The organism is Methylobacter sp. Wu8, assembly GCF_036440755.1.
Classification (GTDB): Bacteria; Pseudomonadota; Gammaproteobacteria; order Methylococcales; family Methylomonadaceae; genus Methylobacter_A; species Methylobacter_A tundripaludum_A.
Genome location: NZ_JAZGVT010000051.1, coordinates 24738 through 47094 on the forward strand (window position 1 = coordinate 24738; position 22357 = coordinate 47094).

The 22357-nt window shown below is 51.0% G+C and carries 20 protein-coding genes; 16 read left to right on the top strand and 4 right to left on the bottom strand.

The features are described from left to right. The first annotated feature begins 3 nt into the window (after nucleotides 1-3). From mraY to lpxC, 11 genes are all read left to right on the top strand, one after another. The gene (mraY, locus tag V3O24_RS05995; RefSeq protein WP_104423042.1) at nucleotides 4-1086 is read left to right on the top strand and encodes a phospho-N-acetylmuramoyl-pentapeptide-transferase; all 1083 of its coding nucleotides are present in this window, start codon (nucleotides 4-6) and stop codon (nucleotides 1084-1086) included. A 3-nt stretch (nucleotides 1087-1089) separates the two neighbouring features. Continuing rightward, nucleotides 1090-2505 (top strand): UDP-N-acetylmuramoyl-L-alanine--D-glutamate ligase, encoded by a 1416-nt coding sequence (gene murD, locus V3O24_RS06000; RefSeq protein ID WP_104423043.1) that lies wholly within the window; start codon nucleotides 1090-1092, stop codon nucleotides 2503-2505. A gap of 55 nt (nucleotides 2506-2560) precedes the next feature. Next, nucleotides 2561-3721, top strand: a complete 1161-nt coding sequence (ftsW, locus tag V3O24_RS06005; RefSeq protein WP_104423044.1) for a putative lipid II flippase FtsW — start codon at nucleotides 2561-2563, stop codon at nucleotides 3719-3721. After that, on the top strand, nucleotides 3714-4766 hold the full coding sequence (gene murG / locus V3O24_RS06010; protein WP_331306593.1) for an undecaprenyldiphospho-muramoylpentapeptide beta-N-acetylglucosaminyltransferase: 1053 nt from the start codon (nucleotides 3714-3716) through the stop codon (nucleotides 4764-4766). The genes ftsW and murG overlap by 8 nt, the downstream gene beginning before the upstream one ends. Further along, nucleotides 4763-6223, top strand: a complete 1461-nt coding sequence (murC, locus tag V3O24_RS06015; protein ID WP_331306594.1) for a UDP-N-acetylmuramate--L-alanine ligase — start codon at nucleotides 4763-4765, stop codon at nucleotides 6221-6223. Before murG ends, murC begins: the two co-directional genes overlap by 4 nt. Beyond that, complete coding sequence (gene murB / locus V3O24_RS06020) at nucleotides 6213-7097, top strand: UDP-N-acetylmuramate dehydrogenase (protein WP_104423047.1); 885 nt, start codon at nucleotides 6213-6215, stop codon at nucleotides 7095-7097. The genes murC and murB overlap by 11 nt, the downstream gene beginning before the upstream one ends. Beyond that, the gene (locus V3O24_RS06025) at nucleotides 7094-8029 is read left to right on the top strand and encodes a D-alanine--D-alanine ligase (protein WP_104423048.1); all 936 of its coding nucleotides are present in this window, start codon (nucleotides 7094-7096) and stop codon (nucleotides 8027-8029) included. Before murB ends, V3O24_RS06025 begins: the two co-directional genes overlap by 4 nt. 65 nt (nucleotides 8030-8094) lie before the next feature. After that, the gene (locus V3O24_RS06030; protein ID WP_258076576.1) at nucleotides 8095-8829 is read left to right on the top strand and encodes a cell division protein FtsQ/DivIB; all 735 of its coding nucleotides are present in this window, start codon (nucleotides 8095-8097) and stop codon (nucleotides 8827-8829) included. A gap of 29 nt (nucleotides 8830-8858) precedes the next feature. Continuing rightward, nucleotides 8859-10085 carry a cell division protein FtsA gene (gene ftsA / locus V3O24_RS06035; protein WP_104423050.1) on the top strand — a complete coding sequence of 409 codons (1227 nt, stop codon included), beginning with the start codon at nucleotides 8859-8861 and terminating at the stop codon, nucleotides 10083-10085. Between the two features lie 38 nt (nucleotides 10086-10123). Continuing rightward, nucleotides 10124-11290 (top strand): cell division protein FtsZ, encoded by a 1167-nt coding sequence (gene ftsZ, locus V3O24_RS06040; RefSeq protein WP_331306595.1) that lies wholly within the window; start codon nucleotides 10124-10126, stop codon nucleotides 11288-11290. A gap of 149 nt (nucleotides 11291-11439) precedes the next feature. Continuing rightward, the gene (lpxC, locus tag V3O24_RS06045; protein WP_104423052.1) at nucleotides 11440-12363 is read left to right on the top strand and encodes a UDP-3-O-acyl-N-acetylglucosamine deacetylase; all 924 of its coding nucleotides are present in this window, start codon (nucleotides 11440-11442) and stop codon (nucleotides 12361-12363) included. A 29-nt stretch (nucleotides 12364-12392) separates the two neighbouring features. On the opposite strand, the gene V3O24_RS06050 is transcribed toward lpxC, so the two are convergent. Next, the gene (locus V3O24_RS06050; protein WP_104423053.1) at nucleotides 12393-12863 is read right to left on the bottom strand and encodes a DciA family protein; all 471 of its coding nucleotides are present in this window, start codon (nucleotides 12861-12863) and stop codon (nucleotides 12393-12395) included. 166 nt (nucleotides 12864-13029) lie between these two features. On the opposite strand from V3O24_RS06050, the gene V3O24_RS06055 reads away from it, so the two are divergent. The 5 genes from V3O24_RS06055 to V3O24_RS06075 all read left to right on the top strand — a co-directional run bounded on the left by V3O24_RS06055 (nucleotide 13030) and on the right by V3O24_RS06075 (nucleotide 18192). Beyond that, complete coding sequence (locus tag V3O24_RS06055; RefSeq protein WP_104423054.1) at nucleotides 13030-14823, top strand: NAD(P)H-dependent oxidoreductase subunit E; 1794 nt, start codon at nucleotides 13030-13032, stop codon at nucleotides 14821-14823. Further along, on the top strand, nucleotides 14816-15535 hold the full coding sequence (locus V3O24_RS06060; protein WP_331306596.1) for a 2Fe-2S iron-sulfur cluster-binding protein: 720 nt from the start codon (nucleotides 14816-14818) through the stop codon (nucleotides 15533-15535). The genes V3O24_RS06055 and V3O24_RS06060 overlap by 8 nt, the downstream gene beginning before the upstream one ends. Then, the gene (locus V3O24_RS06065) at nucleotides 15525-16064 is read left to right on the top strand and encodes an NADP oxidoreductase (RefSeq protein WP_104423056.1); all 540 of its coding nucleotides are present in this window, start codon (nucleotides 15525-15527) and stop codon (nucleotides 16062-16064) included. The genes V3O24_RS06060 and V3O24_RS06065 overlap by 11 nt, the downstream gene beginning before the upstream one ends. 153 nt (nucleotides 16065-16217) lie before the next feature. Further along, nucleotides 16218-17717: a Ni/Fe hydrogenase subunit alpha gene (locus V3O24_RS06070; protein WP_104423057.1), complete on the top strand. Its 1500-nt coding sequence runs from the start codon at nucleotides 16218-16220 to the stop codon at nucleotides 17715-17717. Next, nucleotides 17710-18192 carry a hydrogenase maturation protease gene (locus tag V3O24_RS06075; protein ID WP_104423058.1) on the top strand — a complete coding sequence of 161 codons (483 nt, stop codon included), beginning with the start codon at nucleotides 17710-17712 and terminating at the stop codon, nucleotides 18190-18192. Before V3O24_RS06070 ends, V3O24_RS06075 begins: the two co-directional genes overlap by 8 nt. Nucleotides 18193-18209: 17 nt before the next feature. Here V3O24_RS06075 and mscL read toward each other — a convergent pair whose 3' ends face one another. The 3 genes from mscL to V3O24_RS06090 all read right to left on the bottom strand — a co-directional run bounded on the left by mscL (nucleotide 18210) and on the right by V3O24_RS06090 (nucleotide 22350). Next, nucleotides 18210-18614, bottom strand: coding sequence for a large-conductance mechanosensitive channel protein MscL (gene mscL / locus V3O24_RS06080; RefSeq protein WP_331306597.1), 405 nt, complete (start codon nucleotides 18612-18614; stop codon nucleotides 18210-18212). 121 nt (nucleotides 18615-18735) lie between these two features. Beyond that, nucleotides 18736-19206 carry a hypothetical protein gene (locus V3O24_RS06085; protein WP_331306598.1) on the bottom strand — a complete coding sequence of 157 codons (471 nt, stop codon included), beginning with the start codon at nucleotides 19204-19206 and terminating at the stop codon, nucleotides 18736-18738. Between the two features lie 60 nt (nucleotides 19207-19266). Then, nucleotides 19267-22350, bottom strand: a complete 3084-nt coding sequence (locus tag V3O24_RS06090; RefSeq protein ID WP_331306599.1) for an EAL domain-containing protein — start codon at nucleotides 22348-22350, stop codon at nucleotides 19267-19269. Between the last annotated feature and the right edge of the window lie 7 nt (nucleotides 22351-22357).

Consider the following 22357-nt stretch of genomic DNA (forward strand, 5'->3'; position numbering starts at 1 on the left):
ATAATGTTACTTTATTTTGCGGATTATTTAATGACCTTTGACGGCGGTTTCAGGGTATTTCATTACCTGACCTTTCGCGCGATTCTTGGCGCCTTAACCTCGCTGACCATTTCTTTCATTATCGGGCCGGTCATGATCAGGAAGTTAAGCCGCAACAAGATCGGCCAGAGTATCCGCGAGTTGGGTCCGCAATCCCATTATGAGAAAAAAGGCACGCCCACGATGGGAGGAACCCTGATACTGGTCGCCATTGCGTTCAGCACGCTGTTGTGGGCGGATCTGAGCAACCGCTATATCTGGGTTATTTTACTGGTGACCTTGGGTTACGGTGTGATCGGTTTTATCGACGATTATAGAAAAGTCGTCAAAGGCAACAGCGACGGTTTGTCGGCTAAAGCCAAATATTCATGGCAATCGGTCATCGGTTTAATGGCGGCTGTTTTTCTATACAAAAGCGCAATTCTGCCGGCAGAAACCCAATTGATAGTCCCGTTCTTTAAAGACGTCATGCTGGATATGGGCTGGCTTTATATAGTGCTGACCTACTTTGTGATTGTCGGAACCAGCAATGCAGTCAATTTGACCGATGGCTTGGACGGGCTGGCGATCATGCCGACCGTGATGGTCGCGACCGGTTTGGGTATTTTTGCCTATTTATCCGGCCATGTGACTTTCTCGCAATATCTGGCGATTCCTTATTTGCCGAATGCCGGGGAATTGATCGTATTTTGCGCCGCTTTGGTCGGAGCCGGTTTGGGCTTTTTATGGTTTAACGCCTATCCCGCGATGGTGTTCATGGGCGATGTCGGCGCGCTGGCGCTGGGCGGGGCTTTAGGCGTTTTGGCGGTGCTGGTCAGGCAGGAAATCGTGTTGATGATTATGGGCGGTGTTTTTGTCATGGAAACCGTATCGGTCATTATTCAGGTAGCCTCGTTCAAAATGACCGGCAAACGCGTTTTCCGCATGGCGCCGATACATCATCATTTCGAATTGAAAGGCTGGCCGGAGCCTCGCGTTATCGTGCGATTCTGGATTATTACCGTGATCCTGGTGCTGATTGGCTTGGCGACCTTGAAACTGAGATAAGAAATGGATAATGCAGCGATTACAGCATTGTTGAAAAAGAATTTCGCCTTGGACCCGCAAACGTCCAAGGTTTTGGTCGTGGGGCTTGGCAACACGGGGATCTCGGTTGCGCATTATTTGCAAGGCTTGGATTTTAAATTCGCCATTATCGACAGTCGCGCCAAGCCGCCGATGATGGAGGAGTTTTTTCAACAAATGCCCGATACCCCGGTGTTTACCGGAGGTTTTGACGAGGCCGCGTTTAAGGTCGCGACGCATTTGGTAGTCAGTCCCGGCGTATCGTTGAATGAACAGGCGATCATCAAAGCCATAGCGAATGGCTCGAAAATAGTCAGTGATATAGACCTGTTTGCCTGTTCTGTCGATGTGCCGATCGTTGCAATCAGCGGTTCCAACGGTAAAAGCACGGTGACCACCATGTTGGGCGAAATGGCGAAAGCGGCCGGATTACGAGTTGGCGTAGGCGGAAATCTTGGAACCCCGGCTTTGGATTTGCTGGCGTTAGACGCGCAACTGTATGTGCTGGAACTATCCAGTTTTCAACTGGAGCGAACTTCAGCCTTGAATGCGGCGGCAGCGACGGTGCTCAATGTCAGCGCCGATCATCTGGACAGACATGCCGATTTAGCCGAATACGCACGGGAAAAACAAAGAATTTTCAGGGGCGACGGCGCCATGATCCTCAACGCCGATGATCCGGTGGTTTCTGCCATGAGAGATGACGGTAGAAAGGCATTGACCTTCTCGATTAATAAGAAAGCGGATTTCCATCTTGCCTATCAGGGCGACACGGAATATCTGATGCACAATGAATCGTGCCTGATGCCGCTGGCCCAATTACCGCTTGAAGGCCGACATAACGCGGCTAACGCACTGGCCGCATTGGCCTTGGGCGTGGCCGTGGGCTTGGATGAGCAGGTCATGTGCGAGGCCTTGCGAAAATTTAAAGGGCTCAGCCACAGAATGCAGCGTGTCGCCGAAATACGCGGCGTTACTTGGGTTAATGATTCGAAAGCGACCAATATCGGCGCTTGTGTCGCCGCTTTGCAGGGTTATGCCCGTAAGGTGATTCTGATTGCCGGCGGCGACGCTAAAGGCGCCGACATGAACGAATTGGCGCCGGCTATCAAAGAAAAAGCCAAAAGCGTGGTGTTGATGGGTAAGGATGCGGCCCTGATCAAGCAGGCGCTGAACGATTGCGTCCCGGTTTACTCGGCCGACAATATGGCGCAAGCCGTGCAGATTGCCGCAGGTCTTGCCGATGCAGGCGACAGCGTCTTGCTGTCGCCTGCGTGCGCCAGTCTCGATCAATATAAAAATTATCAGGATAGGGGAGAAAAATTTACCAAAGCGGTATTGGCGTTGGTGGATCGCTCGGGCGACCTTGTGACTTTTCCATCTTCGATGGCGGCCATATGAGCGAGCGGCGGCGGCTTCCTGAGAATGGCGCTTCCTCCATCCCTGGAGGTCGTCAATGAAAGCGCTACGGGCGCGAGGGGGCCGATTTCATTTTGATCCGGTGCTGCTTTTCGTCAGCGCCGCTTTATTGTTGATCGGTTACGCGATGGTGGCGTCCGCGTCATTGCATCTGGGCATAAAAATGACCGGTGACGGTTCATATTATCCTGTCAGACAGTTAGTGCATATAGGGTTGGGCGTGGTTTTCGGTGGCGGCGTGGCGGCAGTTCCAATGCGGGTTTGGGAAGAGAATGGTCCCAAGCTGTTTTTAGCGGGATTGTTTTTGTTGGTCATTGTGCTGATTCCCGGCCTCGGCGTAAAGGTTAACGGTAGTGTACGTTGGCTGTCGCTAGGCGGAATGAGGATACAAGTATCGGAAGTGGTCAAGTTTTTTTCCGTCATTTATATGGCCGGGTATGTAACTCGCTACCAGGAGTCGGTGCAGAATGCGGCTTTTGGCTTGGTTAAACCTCTGGGGCTGTTTTCGGTGGCCAGCCTGCTGTTGTTGATGGAGCCGGATTTTGGTTCGGCCGTCGTTATTATCATGATAGCGATGGGCATCATGTTTTTGGCCGGAGCCAGATTATCGCAATTCATCGTGCTGTTGCTGGTAATTGGCGTACTGGCAATGATGCTGGTTTATTTTTCGCCTTACCGTCTGGTTCGGGTCACCAGCTTTATGGATCCTTGGGCTGACCCGTTGAAAACCGGGTTTCAATTAGTCCAGGCGCTTATTTCGTTCGGACGCGGTGAATGGTTCGGTGTGGGCTTGGGTAGCGGCGTGCAAAAATTATTCTACTTGCCTGAAGCCCATACGGATTTTTTGTTCTCAGTGATAGCGGAAGAATTGGGATTGATGGGCGTGGTCACGGTGATCGGCTTGTTTTCGCTATTGGTCTGGCGCACTTTTGCAATAGCCGCGGCCGCCGAACAGGCAGGTCAACGGTTTTCCGCATTTATCGCCTATGGTTTGGGGATTTGGTTTGGTTTTCAGTCATTCGTCAACATGGGCGTCAATATGGGTATTTTGCCGACCAAGGGTTTGACCTTGCCGTTGATGAGTTATGGCGGCGGCAGCATGATGATCATGTGCTGTGCGGTTGCGTTGTTGTTTAGGGTGCAAAGCGAAGTCGCTGAAATAAATGCCGGTAAGCCAAAGAGAGGCCGACATGGATAAGCGCATTGTTATTATGGCCGGAGGAACCGGCGGGCATGTGTTTCCTGCGCTGGCTGTGGCTCATCAGCTGATTGAAAAAGGCTGGCAAGTCAGTTGGTTGGGAACGCAAAAAGGCCTGGAAGGCCGGGTGATTCCAGAACAGGGGATAGAGATCGACTGGCTGTCGGTCGCCGGTGTACGGGGCAAGGGATGGTTATCGAAAATAACGGCGGCATTGTTGTTGGTGAAGGCCTGTATTCAGGCATTGAAAATATTGCGTAAGCGCAAACCGGATGTGGTGTTGGGCATGGGCGGTTTTGTGGCGGGCCCCGGCGGGCTGATGGCGAAAGTATTAGGCATACCCCTGATTATCCATGAGCAGAACCGGGTGCCCGGCACCACTAACCGCTTGCTGGCGCGCTTCGCCAATCAGGTATTGGAAGCATTCCCGGACAGTTTTAATAAAAAGGTAAAGGCCAAATTTACCGGAAATCCGTTAAGAAAACAGTTTAAAGAATGTGTAGAGCGCAGAACAGCGCATCAGGGCATTAACATATTGGTCGTCGGCGGCAGTCAGGGAGCCCAGATATTAAACCAGGTTGTGCCTGGCGCAGTTGCAGGCTTGGATTTCAATGTGCAGGTAAGGCATCAAACCGGTACGGCGATGCAGGAGCTGGTCGAGAGCCGGTATAAAGAATTAGGCGTGAACGCGGAAGTGAATGCTTTTATTGAAGATATGGTGTCGGCCTATCACTGGGCGGATCTGGTGATTTGCAGATCCGGCGCAATGACCGTCAGCGAAGTCGCGGCAGCAGGCGTTCCAGCTATTTTTATACCGTTGCCGAACGCGATTGACGATCATCAAACAGCCAACGCCCGCTATTTGACCGATGCCGGTGCGGGGCTGTTATTGCTGCAAAAAGACTTGAATGAAACAACGCTGGCGGAACATATAACAAAGGTAGTTAAACAATTGGATGTAATGAGTAAAACGGTAAAAGAATACGCACGCTTGGATGCGACGGAAATTGTTGCAGGTGTTTGCATGGCCGAGGCGGGGTTATGAACGTTCCCAATAGTCAGGTGCAGGCTCGCGCCTTGGGCGGTGTCAACCGGATACATTTTGTCGGCATAGGCGGAACCGGTATGAGCGGTATTGCCGAGGTGTTATCGAACCTTGGTTATCAAGTCTCAGGTTCGGACATTAAGGAAAGCGCGGTCACAGAAAGATTGGCCGGCCTAGGCGTGACCATCAATATCGGGCATAAGCGGGAAAATATAGCCAAGGTCGATGTGGTGGTGGCTTCCAGCGCGATAGACCGCAGTAATGAAGAAATTGACGAGGCCTATATTCAAAGGATACCGGTCATTCCGCGCGCGGAGATGCTGGCTGAATTGATGCGCTTCAGGTTTGGTATCGCCGTTGCCGGAACCCACGGCAAGACCACAACGACCAGCTTGACCGCAAGTATTCTCGCAGAGGGGGGGCTCGATCCTACTTTTGTGATTGGCGGACGCTTAAACAGCGCAGGCAGCAATGCCAAATTAGGCCTAGGCCATTATTTGGTCGCCGAGGCCGATGAAAGCGACGCGTCGTTTTTATATTTGCAGCCGATGATGGCGATAGTGACCAATATCGACCAGGATCACATGGCGACCTATGAAGGCAGCTATCAGCGCTTAAAAGACACGTTTAAAGAGTTTTTGCATCATCTGCCTTTTTACGGACTGGCGGTGATGTGCCTGGATGATGAAGGCGTCAGGGCGATCCTGCCGGAAATATCGAAGCCGGTAACGACTTACGGCGTCCATGAAGATGCCGATGTCCGGGCGGTCAATATTAAACAGCAGGGTATGCACACCACGTTTGACGTGATTCGAAGAGGCGACCATCCGCCGTTACAGGTTACCTTGAATATGCCCGGCTGGCACAACATGCTCAACGCGTTGGCGGCGATCAGCGTCGCAACCAAATTGGCGGTCGATGATGAAGCCATCATCAGAAGTTTGGGGGCGTTTAAAGGCGTAGGCAGGCGGTTTCAAATCAACGGCGATTTGCCGATGGGCGAGGGCAAGCTGACGTTGGTTGACGATTACGGGCATCATCCGCGCGAGATTGCAGCCACGCTTGAAGCCTTGCGCCAGGCTTGGCCGGATCGGCGGTCGATCGTTATTTTCCAGCCGCATCGATATACGCGAACCCGGGATTTATTTGAAGATTTCGTGCAAGTGCTGTCAACCGTTGACGTGTTGATCCTGATGGATGTTTATGCGGCGGGTGAAACGGCGATTCCGGGTGCGGACGGCCGGGCGTTAAGCCGGGCGATCCGCATACGGGGACAGGTTGATCCGGTCTTTGTCGAAAACTGGGAAGAATTGCCGCAGATATTGGCGGGCATCGTCTTAGCCGGGGATGTGATATTGACGATGGGCGCGGGCAATGTCGGTCAGATCGCCGCACAGTTGCCGCAGTTGCTGGTAGAGACGTTGCAGGGCAAGGCCTCTGCACAGCATGACAATTAAAACGGGGGGCCGTTTGCTCAAGCATGAAAAACTGGCGAAGTACACCAGTTGGCGCGTTGGCGGCCCTGCGGATCGGCTGTATATACCGCAAGACCGGCAAGACCTGATCGAGTTTATAAAGACCCTGCCTGAATCCGAGCCGGTGTTCTGGATGGGGTTGGGCAGTAATTTACTGGTCAGGGATGGCGGCATACGTGGCACGGTGATTAATACCAAGGGACGGTTAAAAGAGATGAGTTTGACCGCTGACGGTTTGGTTTATGTTGAAGCGGGCGTCCCCTGCGCGCATGTGGCGCGTTTTTGCGGGGAACGGGGTTTGATCGGAGCGGAGTTTTTAGCGGGCATACCCGGAACTATGGGCGGCGCTTTAAAAATGAATGCAGGCGCTTTCGGCGGCGAAACCTGGGCTATCGTTAACAGTGTGGAGATGCTGAACAGGTCGGGGGAGATCAGTCATAGAAAGCCGCAGGATTTCAAGGTGAGTTACCGGTCTGTCAAGGGTTTTGAAAACGAATGGTTTTTGGCCTGTTTGTTGACGTTGCAGCCAGGCGATACGGCCGCTAGCCAGCAGAAAATAAAAGGATTATTGGAAAAGCGGGGGGCGACGCAGCCGACCAATCAGCCCAGTTGCGGATCGGTCTTTAAAAATCCGGAAGGCGGTTATGCGGCGCGGTTGATCGAGCAAAGCGGTTTAAAAGGCTATGCGATTGGCGGGGCCTGCGTGTCGGAAAAACATGCGAATTTTATTGTCAATACCGGCAACGCAACGGCAGCGGACATCGAAGCCCTCATTCGTTATGTACAGGATAAAGTGGAACAGCAGCAGGGGGTAATCTTGCAGACTGAGGTTTGTATGGTAGGTGAAGCAATATGAAAACATTGGCGTTAAATAAGCCTGAGCAATTCGGCCGGGTCGCGGTAATGATGGGCGGGTCGGCGGCGGAAAGGGAGGTTTCGTTAAGAAGCGGGGCGGCCGTTTATGAGGCTTTAAAAAATAAAGGCGTGGATGCAATTGCCATTGATGTGACGGGCAGTCCGATCGAAGCGTTGGCGGGGTTGAAGATCGACCGGGTCTTTAACATTATCCACGGACGCGGCGGCGAAGATGGCGTGTTGCAAGGGGTTCTGGAAGTGCTGGGGATTCCCTATACCGGTAGCGGCGTCATGGCGTCTGCTTTGAGCATGGATAAGCTGCGGACCAAGCTGTGCTGGCAGGGTTATGGGCTGGTCACGCCGCTTTGGTGTTTATTGGCGGATGAAACCGATATTGATAACTGCATTGAAAAGCTGGGTTTCCCGGTTATCGTCAAACCGGCGCAGGAAGGTTCCAGCATCGGCATGAGCAAGGCAAACAATCGGGATGAATTGTCGGCGGCCTTAACCGTGGCGGCGAAATACCGTTGCGACGTTTATGCGGAGGCCTGGGTTACCGGTAAGGAATATACCGTTGCGGTCTTGGATGGAGAGGCGTTGCCGGTTATCCGTCTGGAAACCCCCAATGTATTTTACGATTACGAAGCCAAATACCAGGCGACGACGACGCAATACCATTGTCCTTGCGGTCTGAGCCAGGAACAGGAGCAGTTTATACGTGACTTGGCGGTAACGGCCTGTAAGGTGGTCGGTGTTAAAGGCTGGGGCAGGGTTGATGTATTTATCGATGATTTGGGCCAGTACCAGTTGATTGAGGTTAACACCGTCCCCGGCATGACCGACCACAGCTTGGTGCCGATGGCGGCCAGACAGGCGGGCATGGACTTTGACGAATTGGTTTTGCGCATTCTGGAAACCAGTTGCGGGCAGTGAGTTATGCATAGTTACCTCTGCGATGCACCGATACGGGTAGGTGCAAACCGGTTTCAGGCAGATTTGTGAGAACAGTTGTGAAAACGATGATGACCGTATCGCTGTTGATCGGTCTGGTCTGGCTGGCAGGCTACGGTGTTAAGCGCATACCGATCAAATATGTGCGCACCGAAGGGGTTTTCCAATACCTCAGTAAGGACGAGATAAAGACCGCTTTGCAGCCCTTGGTGACGACCGGTTTTTTCGATGCCGATATGCAGGCCATTCATCAGGCGGTTTCGGAGTTGACTTGGGTGGACACGGTTACAGTCAAGCGTGTTTGGCCCCATGCGATTGACATAAAGATACGCGAAAAAAAGCCCTATGTACGGTGGGGGGAACAGCGCCTGATCAGCGCACGGGGCGAGATCATTACACCGAAAAATATAGACCAGTTTAAGACCTTGCCTATATTGCAAGGGCCTGAACAGCAACAAGTGAAGACGCTGGAAATAATGAAGGGCGTTAACACCGCATTAGCCGACCAGTCCATGAAAATGGCGGAGTTCACGATTAACGATCGGTGGGCATGGAAGATTAAGTTAACAACGGGCTTGGAAATACTGTTGGGACGAAATGAACAATTAAAGAAATTACAGCGGTTCTTGAAGACGCTGGATGTACTAGGACAAGAACAGGTTGAGCGGATGGCGATAGTCGATTTGAGGTACCCCAATGGATATGCGGTTTCATGGAAACCGGGAACCGAAGAAATCGACTGGAAGAAAACGGCCAATCCTCAACATGAAATAGATGGTTAATCATATAAAAATGATACAGAGCAAACAAAATGGCGAAAAAAACAGAACGTAATTTAATAGTCGGGCTGGACATCGGGACTTCGAAAGTCGCGGCTATAGTTGGTGAACTCAGCAGTGATGGCAATATTGAAATCATAGGCATTGGATCAACACCATCGCGCGGTCTGAAAAAAGGCGTTGTGGTCAATCTGGAATCGACCGTGCAATCGATACAGCGGGCTATTGAAGAGGCCGAATTAATGGCCGGATGCCAGATCAGGTCGGTTTATGCGGGCATCGCCGGCAGCCACATCAGAAGCCTTAACTCTCACGGCATTGTGGCCATTAAAGACAAGGAAGTGACTCAGTATGATATAGACCGGGTGATAGATTCCGCCCGCGCGGTGGCGATCCCTGCGGATCAGAAAATACTGCATATTTTGCCCCAGGAGTTTGTGATCGATCTTCAGGAAGGCATCAAGGAGCCTATCGGGATGTCGGGTATTCGTCTGGAGGCCAAGGTGCATATGGTCACCGGCAGCGTCAGCGCCTCGCAGAATATCGTCAAGTGCATCCGGCGCTGCGGCCTGGAAGTCGACGACATTGTGCTGGAGCAATTGGCGTCCTGCAATTCGGTGCTGACCGATGACGAGAAAGAATTGGGCGTCTGCCTGATCGATATTGGTGGCGGCACTACGGATATTGCGATTTTCGTTGAGGGCGCGATAAAACATACCGCAGTGATCCCCATCGCGGGAGACCAGGTGACCAATGACATTGCGGTTGCGCTACGCACTCCGACGCTGAATGCCGAGGATATTAAGCGGAAATACGCCTGCGCGTTAACGCAGCTGGCGAATGTCGATGAGGTTATTGAGGTGCCCAGCATCGGCGATAGGGCGCCGCGCAAGATTTCAACGCAAAACCTGGCCGAGATTATCGAACCGCGCTATGAAGAACTCATGCTGCTGGTTCAATCGGAACTAAGGCGCAGCGGATTTGAAGAATTGATTGCAGCCGGGATTGTGTTAACCGGCGGCAGTTCAAAAGTCATGGGATTGATCGATTTGGCGGAAGAGATTTTCCATATGCCGGTGCGTATGGGAGGGCCGCAAAATGTGACAGGCTTAACCGAGGTGGTAAAAAATCCGATTCACTCCACGGGTGTCGGGTTGTTAATGTATGGAAAAGATCATCAGGGTGTCGGCAGAGGCATTGATTCTGACGGTCCCGGCGTGTTTTCACGCATGAAGAATTGGTTTCAGGGTAATTTTTGATAGTTTTTGTAATAATTTAAGGGGCAGCGGTAATGGCTATGAAATACGAATTAATGGATATGAGTAATGAGCATGCGGTCATTAAAGTGATCGGTGTTGGCGGCGGCGGCGGTAATGCGGTCAGTCACATGGTTGGCAGTCTCGTCGAAGGGGTTGAGTTTATCTGTGCGAATACCGATGCGCAGGCATTAAGAAAGTTGAATATCGATACGATCATCCAGTTAGGCGTCGAATTGACCAAAGGGTTGGGCGCAGGCACCAATCCTGAAGTCGGCAGATTGGCGGCAGACGAAAACAAAGATCGCATCAGGGAAGTATTAGAGGGGGCCGATATGGTATTCCTGACAGCAGGCATGGGCGGCGGCACCGGTACCGGTGCGATTCCTGTCATTGCCGAAATCGCCAGGAGCATGGGTATTCTGACCGTTGCCGTGGTAACCAAGCCGTTTTCATTTGAAGGCAAAAAGAAGCTGGCGACTGCGGAGCAAGGTATTGCGGAACTTGAAAAGTTTGTTGATTCATTGATCATCATTCCAAATCAAAAATTATTGCCGGTATTGGGCAACGACGTGTCTTTAGTGAATGCGTTTAAAGCGGCTAACGATGTGTTGTTGGATGCGGTGCAGGGCATTACCGAGTTAATCGTTCATCCCGGCATGATTAACGTCGATTTTGCCGACGTAAGAACCGTCATGTCCGGCATGGGCGCGGCGATTATGGGTACAGGTTCGGCAAAAGGCGAATATCGGGCTCGGGAAGCGGCCGAGAAAGCCATCGCCTGCCCACTATTGGAAGACATTAACTTACAGGGCGCGCGCGGTATTTTGGTTAATATTTCCGCTGCTGATATGGGCATTGCAGAGTTCGATGAGGTGGGCAATATTGTTCACGAATTCGCTTCGGAAGATGCGGTTATCAAAATCGGCATGTCGATTAATCCTGAGTTAGGCGATGATATTAAAGTGACTGTGGTCGCTACAGGAATGGGTTTGCCGTCCCGCGTGGTTAAACTTGCGCCCAAAGCGACAGTTGGCTACGTTAACCAGAATGTGGCCGGCGAAGTCAATTACGAGGGCTTGGATAAACCTACGGTGATGCGTAACAAAACCGAAGGCAGAGAAACGCGTTTTGGGGCTCAACCTAAAAAAGACATGGATTTAGATTATCTGGATATTCCGGCTTTTCTAAGGCGTCAAGCGGACTAATGAGTTCGAAAATAGGCGCTTGGAGAGTAGATCCTGCTCAGGCTAAGCGCCTATATCCCTGTAGGCGAAATGGATTCAGTCTCTGTTTTTGGGGCCGATTGTGATAAAATTTGCGTTTTTTGCCCTCTTTACTTAGCGTTATTTATTTTATGATTAAACAGCGAACCTTAAAAAACACAATCAGGGCAACAGGTGTAGGGCTACATACGGGCGATAAAGTTTATTTGACTTTACGCCCGGCTGAGGCGAATACCGGCATTAGATTTCGCAGAGTCGATTTGGATACGCCGGTGACCATTAACGCAACGCCGGAAAATGTCGGCGAAACCATGTTGTCGACTACGCTGGTTGCCGGCGATGTGAAAATATCAACCATAGAGCATCTGCTTTCGGCTTTTGCCGGATTAGGCATCGACAACGCAATAATCGATGTCAGTGCCGCTGAGGTTCCGATTATGGATGGCAGCGCCGGGCCTTTTGTCTTTTTGCTCCAGTCTGCGGGGGTTGAAGAACAGGATACTCCGAAGCAGTACATCCGCATTAAGCGCAGCATCAGGGTTGAGGATGGCGACAAATGGGCTGCTTTTGAGCCGTTTGAAGGATTCAAGGTTACTTTTACGATTGACTTTGAACACCCTGCTTTTGAAGAACATGTAAAAACCGCCACGATGGATTTTTCATCAACTACTTTCGTCAAGGAAGTGAGCCGGGCCAGGACTTTCGGCTTCATGAAAGATATTGAAATGTTGCGGGAAAATAACCTGGCGCTGGGCGGAAGTCTTGATAATGCCATCGTGGTCGATGACGATAAAGTGATGAACGAAGACGGCCTGCGCTATGCGGATGAATTTGTTAAGCATAAAATCCTTGATGCGATAGGCGATTTGTACCTGCTGGGGCATAGTTTGATTGGCGCGTTTACCGGTTATAAATCGGGTCACGGCTTGAACAATAAATTGCTCCGCGCTTTATTAAATGACAAAGATGCCTGGGAAATGGTGACCTTTGACGATGAGGAAAACGCCCCGATTTCCTTCATGCGTTCTGCGGAATCGCCGAGACCCGCCGCATAAAATTGTCGCGCCGGCCACTGCCTGGTTTATCAGGCGGTAGCTTGGCGTTCCGACAGTTTTGCCAGCGTTGCGCTTAATCTCAGCAGCGCCAGTTTCAATTGCTGATCCGAAACAGACAGACTGTGGTTTCGGATCAGCTCTATTTTTTCCGCCGAAGGAATGATCGGTGTCCTGCCTTGTCGCGATGTTGTCTGTAGCGTCTCTACCCTGACTTTAATCTGCATAATCGAAACTGATTCCCTGGTTACCGGGGCGATAGCCGCGAGAATCGCGCCGTTATAAAAGCGCAGCTGCGAGGCCCAGGCAGCCGTATCGGTATAAACCAACAGCTTCTTGCCGTTAACAACGCAGTGTATTACATGATGGGCTATCGTCGCCGGCAGCACGTCATGAACACGCTGTAGTACCTGTTTTTGTTGCTCAATCTGGCTATAAAAATACGCAATAGTGCGGTTTGGAAATGACAGCGCCGCTTTAAAAGGAGTTGGTTTTGTCGCCATATGTAATTGCCTGTCAATTCCGTGTCGAAAAGTCTTCACCGGATTATTGGTTTATCCAGGATAGTGGGATATAGTTAGATTCTGTAAGGGAATAAGTAGCTTTAATGTAATAATCCGCTAGTATCATATCCATAAACATCAAGAAAGATAGGGCCAGGGAGATAACGTGAGACAATTTATTCAGGGTATCGCAGAAAACAATCATTATCAGGCAACGCGTTTGTTGCAGATGCTAAGACAAATCCAATCCCGCTATCATTATATCCCGGAAGCAGCGATAGAACAGCTGGCCGGCTTGTTGAACATTCCCCGGACGCAAATCATCAGCGTCGTTGAATTCTACAGTTTTTTTCATCTGTCCCCCAGAGGGCAATATGAGCTATTGATCAGCGATTCCATAACGGATCATATGTTGGGCAAGAAAAACCTGCTCGGATATCTGGCCGATAAATTGGCTGTTGCGGTCGGCCAAGTCAGGGAAGACGGCGTGGTCAGCCTGGATAATACTTCATGTACCGGCATGTGCGATCAAGGCCCTGCCGGTCTGGTCAACGGCTACGCATTAACCCGGCTGGATCGTTCCAAAATTGATAAAATCGCAGAGCTGATTAATCAGCAGAAACCACTGGAAGAGTGGCCGAGCGAGCTATTCCAGGTCGATGACAATATCCTCAAATCCGGTTTATTGCTGGATCAACAGTTTGAACAAGGCGCGGCGCTTAAATCGGCTTTAAAGCGGGGCGTCAAGGAAACACTGGCGGAAATTGATAAATCGGGCTTACGAGGCCGGGGCGGCGCCGGATTTAAAACGGCGATGAAATGGCAATTCTGTTCGGAAGAACAACAGACCGAGCGTTATGTGGTGTGCAATGCCGACGAAGGCGAGCCCGGAACGTTTAAGGACAGGGTGCTGTTAAATTCATACGCGGATCAGGTTTTTGAAGGCATGACCGTGTGTGCAGCGATTATCGGAGCCAAGCAGGGCTTTTTGTATTTGCGCGGTGAGTATTTGCATCTTTACGACAAGCTGCAAGACATTTTGGAGCAGCGCCGTCGAAACGGGGTGCTGGGCAATAATATTCAGGATGCAGGAGTTGATTTCGATATTGAAATTTGCCTCGGCGCCGGCGCTTATATTTGCGGTGAAGAATCCGCGCTGATCGAATCGCTGGAAGGCAAAGCCGGTATCCCGCGCAACCGTCCTCCCTATCCGGTCACCCAAGGCTATCTGGGCAAACCTACCGTCGTCAATAACGTGGAAACGTTTTTGGCCGCGGCGGGCATCGCGGTCAACGGCGGAGATTGGTTTGCAAATATCGGCACTGAAAAATCAAAGGGTACAAAAATACTCAGCATCAGCGGCGATTGTACGCGTCCCGGCATCTATGAATATCCGTTTGGTGTAACCGTCCAGACCATTCTTAACGATTGCGGAGCTGACGACGTACTGGGAGTACAGATAGGCGGACCATCGGGAACTTTTATTTCCAATCAGGAATTCGACCGCAAGCTGGCTTTTGAGGATTTGGCCACCGGCGGATCATTCATTATTTTCAACGCCAGTCGAAACATTCTCGACATGGTCCATAACTTCACGCATTTTTTCGCTCATGAAAGCTGCGGATTTTGTACGCCATGCCGGGTAGGTACTTCGTTACTGCAAAAGCAGGTTGATAAGATTGTCGAAGGTCACGGTTCGGCGGGGGATGTTGTTGCGCTCGAAGAACTCTGTCAGCTGGTTAAGAACTATAGCCATTGCGGCCTGGGGCAAACCGCCGCGAACCCGATATTAACGACGCTGCAACGCTATCCCGATTTGTACCAAAGCCGGTTAAAAGAAATCAGTTATGAACCGGGATTCGATTTGGATGGCGCGCTGGAAACGGCGCGGCGCATGGCGAATCGGGACGATGCCGGTGCGCATTTGGCTCAGACTCAGATGGAGAGCGAACATGAGTAAAACGATTACTATCGACGGAAAAACCATCCCTTTCGAAGAGGGGCAGACCATCATGGATGCGGCAATGGCCGCCGGCGTCTATATACCGCATTTATGCCATCAGCCGGAATTTACCCCGCACGGCAGCTGCAAGCTGTGTACGGTCAAAGTAAACGGGCGCAACTGTTCCGCCTGCACCTATCCGGCGATGGAAGGTCAGGACGTGCTGAATGAGACTGAAGAGCTGATCGACGACCGGAAGAAAATCACCCAGATGCTGTTTGTGGAAGGCAATCATTTTTGTCCGTCTTGCGAAAAAACCGGCAACTGCCAGCTGCAAGCTGTTGCCTATCACTTGAACATGCTCGACAACCATTTCCCGCTGTTTTACCCTGATCGGGAAGTAGACGCTTCGCATGCCGAGGTGATGATTGATCATAACCGCTGTATTTTTTGCACATTGTGCGTTCGGGCCAGCCAGCAAAAAGATAGTAAAGACGTGTTTGCGATCAGCGGGCGCGGCATCCACAAGCATTTAATCGTTAATGCTGAAAGCGGGTTGTTGAAAGATACTGATATAGACGCGACAGATCAAGCAGCGCACATTTGTCCTACCGGTGCGATTCTGATTAAACGCACCGGTTATCAGGTGCCGATTGGCGAGCGCATTTACGATCACAAACAAATCGATCAAGTGAGTTTAGAGACGGAGCATCTTAAACATGGCGAATAAAATTAGAGTAGCAACCACATCGCTGGCAGGCTGCTTCGGCTGTCACATGTCGTTTTTAGATATAGACGAACGGATGCTGCAACTGGCTGAAGTTGTCGAGTTCGACCGTTCGCCGATTACCGACATAGAACACTGCACCAACTGCGATATAGGCCTGATTGAGGGCGGCGTGTGCAATTCCGAAAACGTACACGTATTGCGCGAGTTTCGTAATAACTGCAAAATTCTGGTTGCGGTCGGCGCCTGCGCGATTAACGGCGGACTGCCCGCAATGCGCAATCATATCCCGCTCGAAGAATGCCTGAACGAGGCTTATTTGGACGGCATCGGCGTGGAAAATCCGAAGATCCCCAGCGATATAGAATTGCCGTTGCTGTTGAACCAAGTGCATCCGATTCATGAAATCGTCAAAATCGATTATTACCTGCCCGGCTGCCCACCGTCTGCGGACGTATTCTGGAAATTCCTGACCGATTTGATTGAAGGGCGTGAACCTTCGTTGCCTTATGAGTTGGTTCATTACGATTGAACAATGGTAATGTGGTGATTTAGAAAATAGCACACGGATGACACGGATTTAACTGATCTACACCGATAAAAAATTCGTTCAAATCCGTCTTATCTGTGTCATCCGTGCTCCATTAAATATAGCCGGCATCTGATAACAAATACGGGAATTATTATGTACGAACATTTAGAAACAGCTGAAAACCGGGACAGTTTAAAACGTGTCGTCGTCGATCCTGTCTCGCGCGTTGAAGGGCACGGCAAAGTCACTTTATTGCTGGACGAGGATAATAAAGTCCAGCAAGCCCGATTGCATATCGTTGAGTTTCGAGGCTTCGAACGATTCATTCAAGGCAGGCCGTATTGGGAGCTGCCGGTTTTGGTGCAGCGTTTATGCGGCATCTGCCCGGTCAGCCATCATTTGGCCGCCGCCAAAGCCATAGACCAATTGGTCGGCATCGATCCTGCTTACCTGCCCGTTTCAGCGGACAAATTAAGACGTTTGCTGCATTTCGGGCAAGTGATGCAATCCCATGCCCTGCATTTCTTTCACCTATCCAGCCCGGATTTATTGTTCGGCTTCGAAAGCGACATCAGCAAGCGTTCGATTGTTGCGGTGTTGGGCGAGTATCCCGACATCGGCGTACAGGGCGTAAAACTGCGCAAGTACGGCCAGGAAGTCATCCGCATGGTGTCAGGCAAACGTGTTCACGGCACCGGCGCGATTGCCGGCGGCATGAATAAATCGCTGACTAAAGCCGAGCGCGATTATCTTCTGGAAGATATAGACCAGATGATAGATTGGGCCGCGGGTTCCGTTGCGCTGATCAAGAAAGTGCATTGCTCCAATCTGCCTTATTACGATGAATTCGCGACCCTGCGCACCAATTACCTGGGCTTGACCAAGCCGGACGGCGCTCTGGAGCTTTATCACGGCGGCATCCGCGCCAAGAATGAGCACGGCGAAACCATTATGGATCACATCGATTATTGCAAATATAACGATTATATCCATGAAGAAGTCCGCTCCTGGACCTACATGAAGTTCCCTTACCTGCTGTCGTTGGGGCAGGAAAAAGGTTGGTATCGGGTCGGGCCGTTGGCGCGGGTCAATAACTGCGAGTATATCGATACCCCGTTGGCGGAAGCCGCCCGCGTCGAATTTAAAGCGCACAGCGGCGAAGCGATGGTGCACAGCACTCTGGCGTTTCACTGGGCGCGCCTGATTGAAGTCCTGCATTGCGCGGAAAGCATTAAGGTGCTGCTCAATGACCCGGACATCATGGGCTCTGATCTGGTCGCGCAAGGCGAAAAGCGTTATGAAGGCGTGGGCGTGATTGAAGCGCCGCGCGGCACCTTGTTCCACCACTATCAAGTCGATGAAAACGACATCGTCACCAAAGCCAACCTGATCGTATCGACCACCAGCAACAACATGGCGATGAATGAGTCGGTACGGCAAGTGGCGGCGGAATACTTGTCAGGCCGCGAACTGACCGAGCCGTTATTGAATAACCTGGAAGTAGCGATACGCGCTTACGATCCTTGTTTGTCCTGCGCGACCCATGCGGTAGGAAAAATGCCTCTGCAACTTGAGTTGGTCGATGCCGAAGGTAAGTTGATCGACAAGTTGGTCAAACACAGTGACGGACAAATCGAGCGGGAACATGGCTAAACCGGTTTTGCTGTTCGGTTACGGCAACCTCAGTCGCGGCGACGATGCGCTGGGGCCGTTGCTGCTGGCGTATGCAGAAAGGCATTGCGATCTGGATGACGTTGAAATACTGACCGACTTCCAGCTGCAAATCGAACATGCATTGGATTTGGAAAACAGGCGCTTGGTGTTGTTTGTCGACGCGTCGGTAGCTTGCGTCAATGCGTTTGATTTTACCGTGTTGGAGCCGGTCAGGGACAAAAGCTATACGACTCACGCGATGAGCCCGGCGGCGGTTTTAGACGTGTACCAATCGATAAAAAAGCAAACACCGCCGCCGTGTTTTTTGCTGAGCATCAAAGCCGATAAATTTGAACTGGGCGACGGGTTAAGCGCAAATGCTGAAAATAATTTAGCCGAAGCCTGCCGGTTTGCTGAACGTTTATTAAGCAATCCGGATCCTGTTTTTTGGCGGAAACAGGCGCGCCCCGCGTGATTTGCATGCAGCTCGTATTATTTTCTTTCCTTCAGTAAATCCCGGATTTCGGTTAATAACAGTTCTTCCTTGGAAGATTCCGGCAGTGCTGCTGGCGCTACGGGTTCTTTTTTATTCAGGCTGTTGATGAACTTTATTGCGATGAAAATAACAAAGGCAATAATCGTGAAATCAACCAGGGACTGAATAAAGTTACCGTAATTAAGCGTTACGGCAGGCGCATCCCCGGCAGCTTCCTTGATCGTAAATGCCAGTTTGGTAAAGTCTACCCCGCCGATTAATACGCCAATCGGCGGCATGAATACGTCGGCGACTAAAGATGAAATAATCTTGCCGAAAGCGGTGCCGACGATGATGCCTACGGCCATGTCAATCGCGTTGCCCTTGATGGCAAATTCTTTAAACTCCTGCAACATTCCCATATTGATCACCTTAAATGATTGGTTGAGTTCGCGGCCTGCGCTTTGTTTGCGCCTCCAGGCGGTAAGCCTGGAGGACAAGCGAGAATAAGACGGTTCCTGATTAAAACTCCCTGTATTCGTTTTATTTTTTATGTTGCTGGCGGTGTTCCATCATTTGAGCGTGGTGCGCCTTCATCAGATCCAATTGCTGGTTTTTTAACGTTTCTTTTTTGGCGGGATCTTTCTCTGACAAAATCTGATTCGAGAGGTCATGCATCTGCAACATGTGGTCCTGCATGGCGCGCATATGCGCATTTTTTTGTTCTTCAGTCATGCCCATCCCCATGCCCTGATGCGTTCCCATTTCTTTTGCCGGTTCGGCGGCTTTTTGCGGTTCCGCAGCGGAACTTGCCATGCTTAACGGAAGCAACAGTAACAAAACAGCGATTGATTTATATAAATGTTTCATTGGAATCACCTTTATTGGGTTGGTTGAAAATCCATTGTAGGTGAAATTAAAGTCCTGTTGGAATAAAAATGTTGTTAGTGAGGAATGGCGCGCAATGCGGTTTTTTATGTGCGTAACATCAGTTATGTGTTTATTTTGTATCAATGGCTTAAATTGTCTTGGCGGCGGCCTTAACAGGATTTGATTGCGCAGGCAAAAGCAAAATTACAATGGCGATTTTTTCAGTAAACTCTGTTTAAATTCATCGGCGGAAACCGGTTTGCCGAACAAGTAGCCTTGGAATACCTGGCACCCGAAACTTGCCAGATATTCGCGTTGAATTTCGGTTTCAACGCCCTCGGCAATAACGTTAAGGGTCAGATTTTTTCCTAGAGCCAGAATAGTTCGGATAATAGCCGAGTCATGTTTGTTAAAAGCCATATTTCTGACGAATGATTGGTCTATTTTCAGCTGTTCCAGGGGGAGTTTTTGCAAATAAGACAGAGAGGAATAACCGGTACCGAAATCATCCATCGAAAAATTGACTCCTAGGTCCCTGACGGCATGCATTTTAGCAATCGTGTCTTCGACATTATCGAGGATGACGGACTCCGTAATCTCCAATTTGAGCCGGGCGGGGTTGACCCCGGTTTCTGCTAATAATGTACTCACTTGCGCCACAAAATCAGCCTGACTGAGTTGTCGGCTGCTGATATTTACCGCCAACCTCAGCATGCGGGTTTCAGGGTGTTTTGCCCAGTCAACCAACGTTTTACAGCCTTGTTTCAATACCCAGTGGCCAATAGGCAGAATTAGGCCCGTTTCTTCTGCGAGCGGAATAAATTCGGCGGGAGGAATCATGCCGCGTTCAGCCTGATTCCAACGTATCAGCGCCTCCGCTCCGACCGGTTGCCCTGATGCATCGACTTGCACCTGATAGTGCAGGATCAATTCATTCCGCTCCAGCGCATTGCGCAAATCGGATTCTAACGATGCGCGAAAGTTTAAAGTTTCCTGCATTTCGGGAATAAAAGCGCGTATCACATTTCGTCCGGCTTGCTTAGCCTGATACATGGCCAGATCGGCGCGTTTAAGCAGTTCTTCGCTGCTGGTTTCGTGGCCAAGAAACAGTACAAAGCCAATGCTGCCGGTAGAATAGTGTTCAATAAAAGACTCCGGTTTAGTTTCGACCGCCAGGGATGGCGGGAGTGCCGCAGCGGGTAGGGAACCAGCGCGGTCGACCGCCAGGGATGGCGGGAGTGTCGCAGCGGGTAGGGAGCCGGCGCGGTCGACGTTGGTCTTCAATATGTAGAATTCAGCCAGATTATTACGAATTTTCTCGGCAATTGTGTGGGCTTGGATGGCGGCCGCCATCTCCTGTTCATCGAGAAATTCCAGCATAATCACAAATTCATCGCCGCCAAGGCGGGCCACAGTATCGACATCCCGCACACAGTTTTGCAATCGCCGTCCCACCTCAATCAGCAGTTGATCGCCCCGGTCATGGCCCAGCGTATCGTTAAGCGTTTTGAAATTATCAAGATCGAGGAACATTAACGCGCCGTGAGTCTTGCTACGATGGCTGGTGTTCAGCGCCAGATTGAGCCGGTCGAACAGCAACGTGCGGTTGGGGAGCTTGGTCAGGGAGTCGTAGTAAGCCAGATCTTTGATGTGCTCTTCATCGGCCTTGCGTTGGCTAATGTCGGTGAAGGTGTCTACATAGTTGATCACCAAGCCTTCAGGATTGGTGATAGCGGTTATGCATAGCCATACGGGGTAGACCTCGCCATTTTTTCTTTTATTCCAGATTTCGCCTTGCCAGTATTTATCGCGATTGATGTTCTTCCACATGGCGGCATAGAATTCATTGTCCTGCCGATCGGAATTGAGCATGTCCGCGGATTTACCGATAACCTCGTCGGCACTGTAGCCGGTTAGCTCGGTAAACGATTTGTTAACGCGTAAAATATTATTATCGGCGTCGGTGACAAATATGCCCTCCTGAGACTCAAACGCCGCCGCCGCAATGCGTAGCTCATGTTCGGCCTTGAGCCGTAGCTTTTCACGGTCGAAATTGTCCAGCGCATAGGAAAGATCATCGGTCAGTCCGCGCATCAAGTCAATCAGGTCCGGGGTAAAGTAGTCTCGTTCCTCGGCGTAGACGGCAATAGCGCCGATGCAGCGACCGCCACGCATTAGCGGGAATGCCGCCGACGAGTTGATGTGTTCTGCAATCGCCATCGGGCGCCAGGGTAAAGTCTTGGCTTCATCAAGGAAGTTATTAAGAATTTTCGGTGCACCTTGCCGGATTGCCTCCGCCATAGGTCCTCGTCCTTCCGGCAATGACTCGTCGACAGAGACCTGGATGTTCCTGAGATAGCTGGAATTGGGGTGGCTGACGGCTACCGGGCGCACCCAGCCGTCCGTTTCGGTTATGCCCACCCAGACCAGTTTAAACGCAACATGACTGACGATGATCCGGCATACCTCGGTCAGCAGTTTAATTTCGTCCGATTCACGCACAATGATATCGGCGCTCTGGGTCCATGCGGCGTACAGATGGTTTACCCGCTCCCGCTGCAGTTCGGAATTGGACAGCGCATCCAGCATTTGGTTAAAACCGTGCGCGAGTACGCCAACCTCATCGTCACCGGAAATATGCGCCCGGACATTAAGGCGTCCCCGTTCGACCTCTGCGGCTACCCGCATCAGGTGATGCAATCTTCTTGTTAGTCTTCGCGCCAACAGTATTGCGGCAATCAATATCGCCAGGGCTGCAAGTGCTATAAAATTTACGCCCACGATCACAACGGAGTGAAGGTTGGCATTGACCCCGTTCATCGTCATGCTTACCCGCGCCCAGCCGACGTGACGCTGCCCGGCCATTACGGGGGCGGCAATTTCAATTTGACGCGTATTGGCGAGCAACACTTGGGTTTTTGGCGGGGAACTTAACAGTTTTTGATGCAAGGCGTCGGTAACGAACAGTCCTGCCTCGCTTGGCCGCGTAGAACTCAGCACTTCGCCGCGCAACGATAAAATATAGGCCCGTTCGAGATCGGGCAAGCCGGCAAAGCCTTGCAGCACTTCCTTTAATCCCGCAATATCGTTGGCGAGCACCCATGATGTGCTGCTGCCGGCCAGCGATACGGCCAAGGAGTTGCTCTGCTGGATGGCGGCGCTATAAAGAAAATTGCGTTGCCGCTCGAATAGCATGCCGGCAAGCCCTATCATCAAGATTAGCGCAACACCGCCGAATGACCAGGCTAACTGATGCCGAATTGAACCACTGAAAAAAGTGTAGCGCATTATGTCC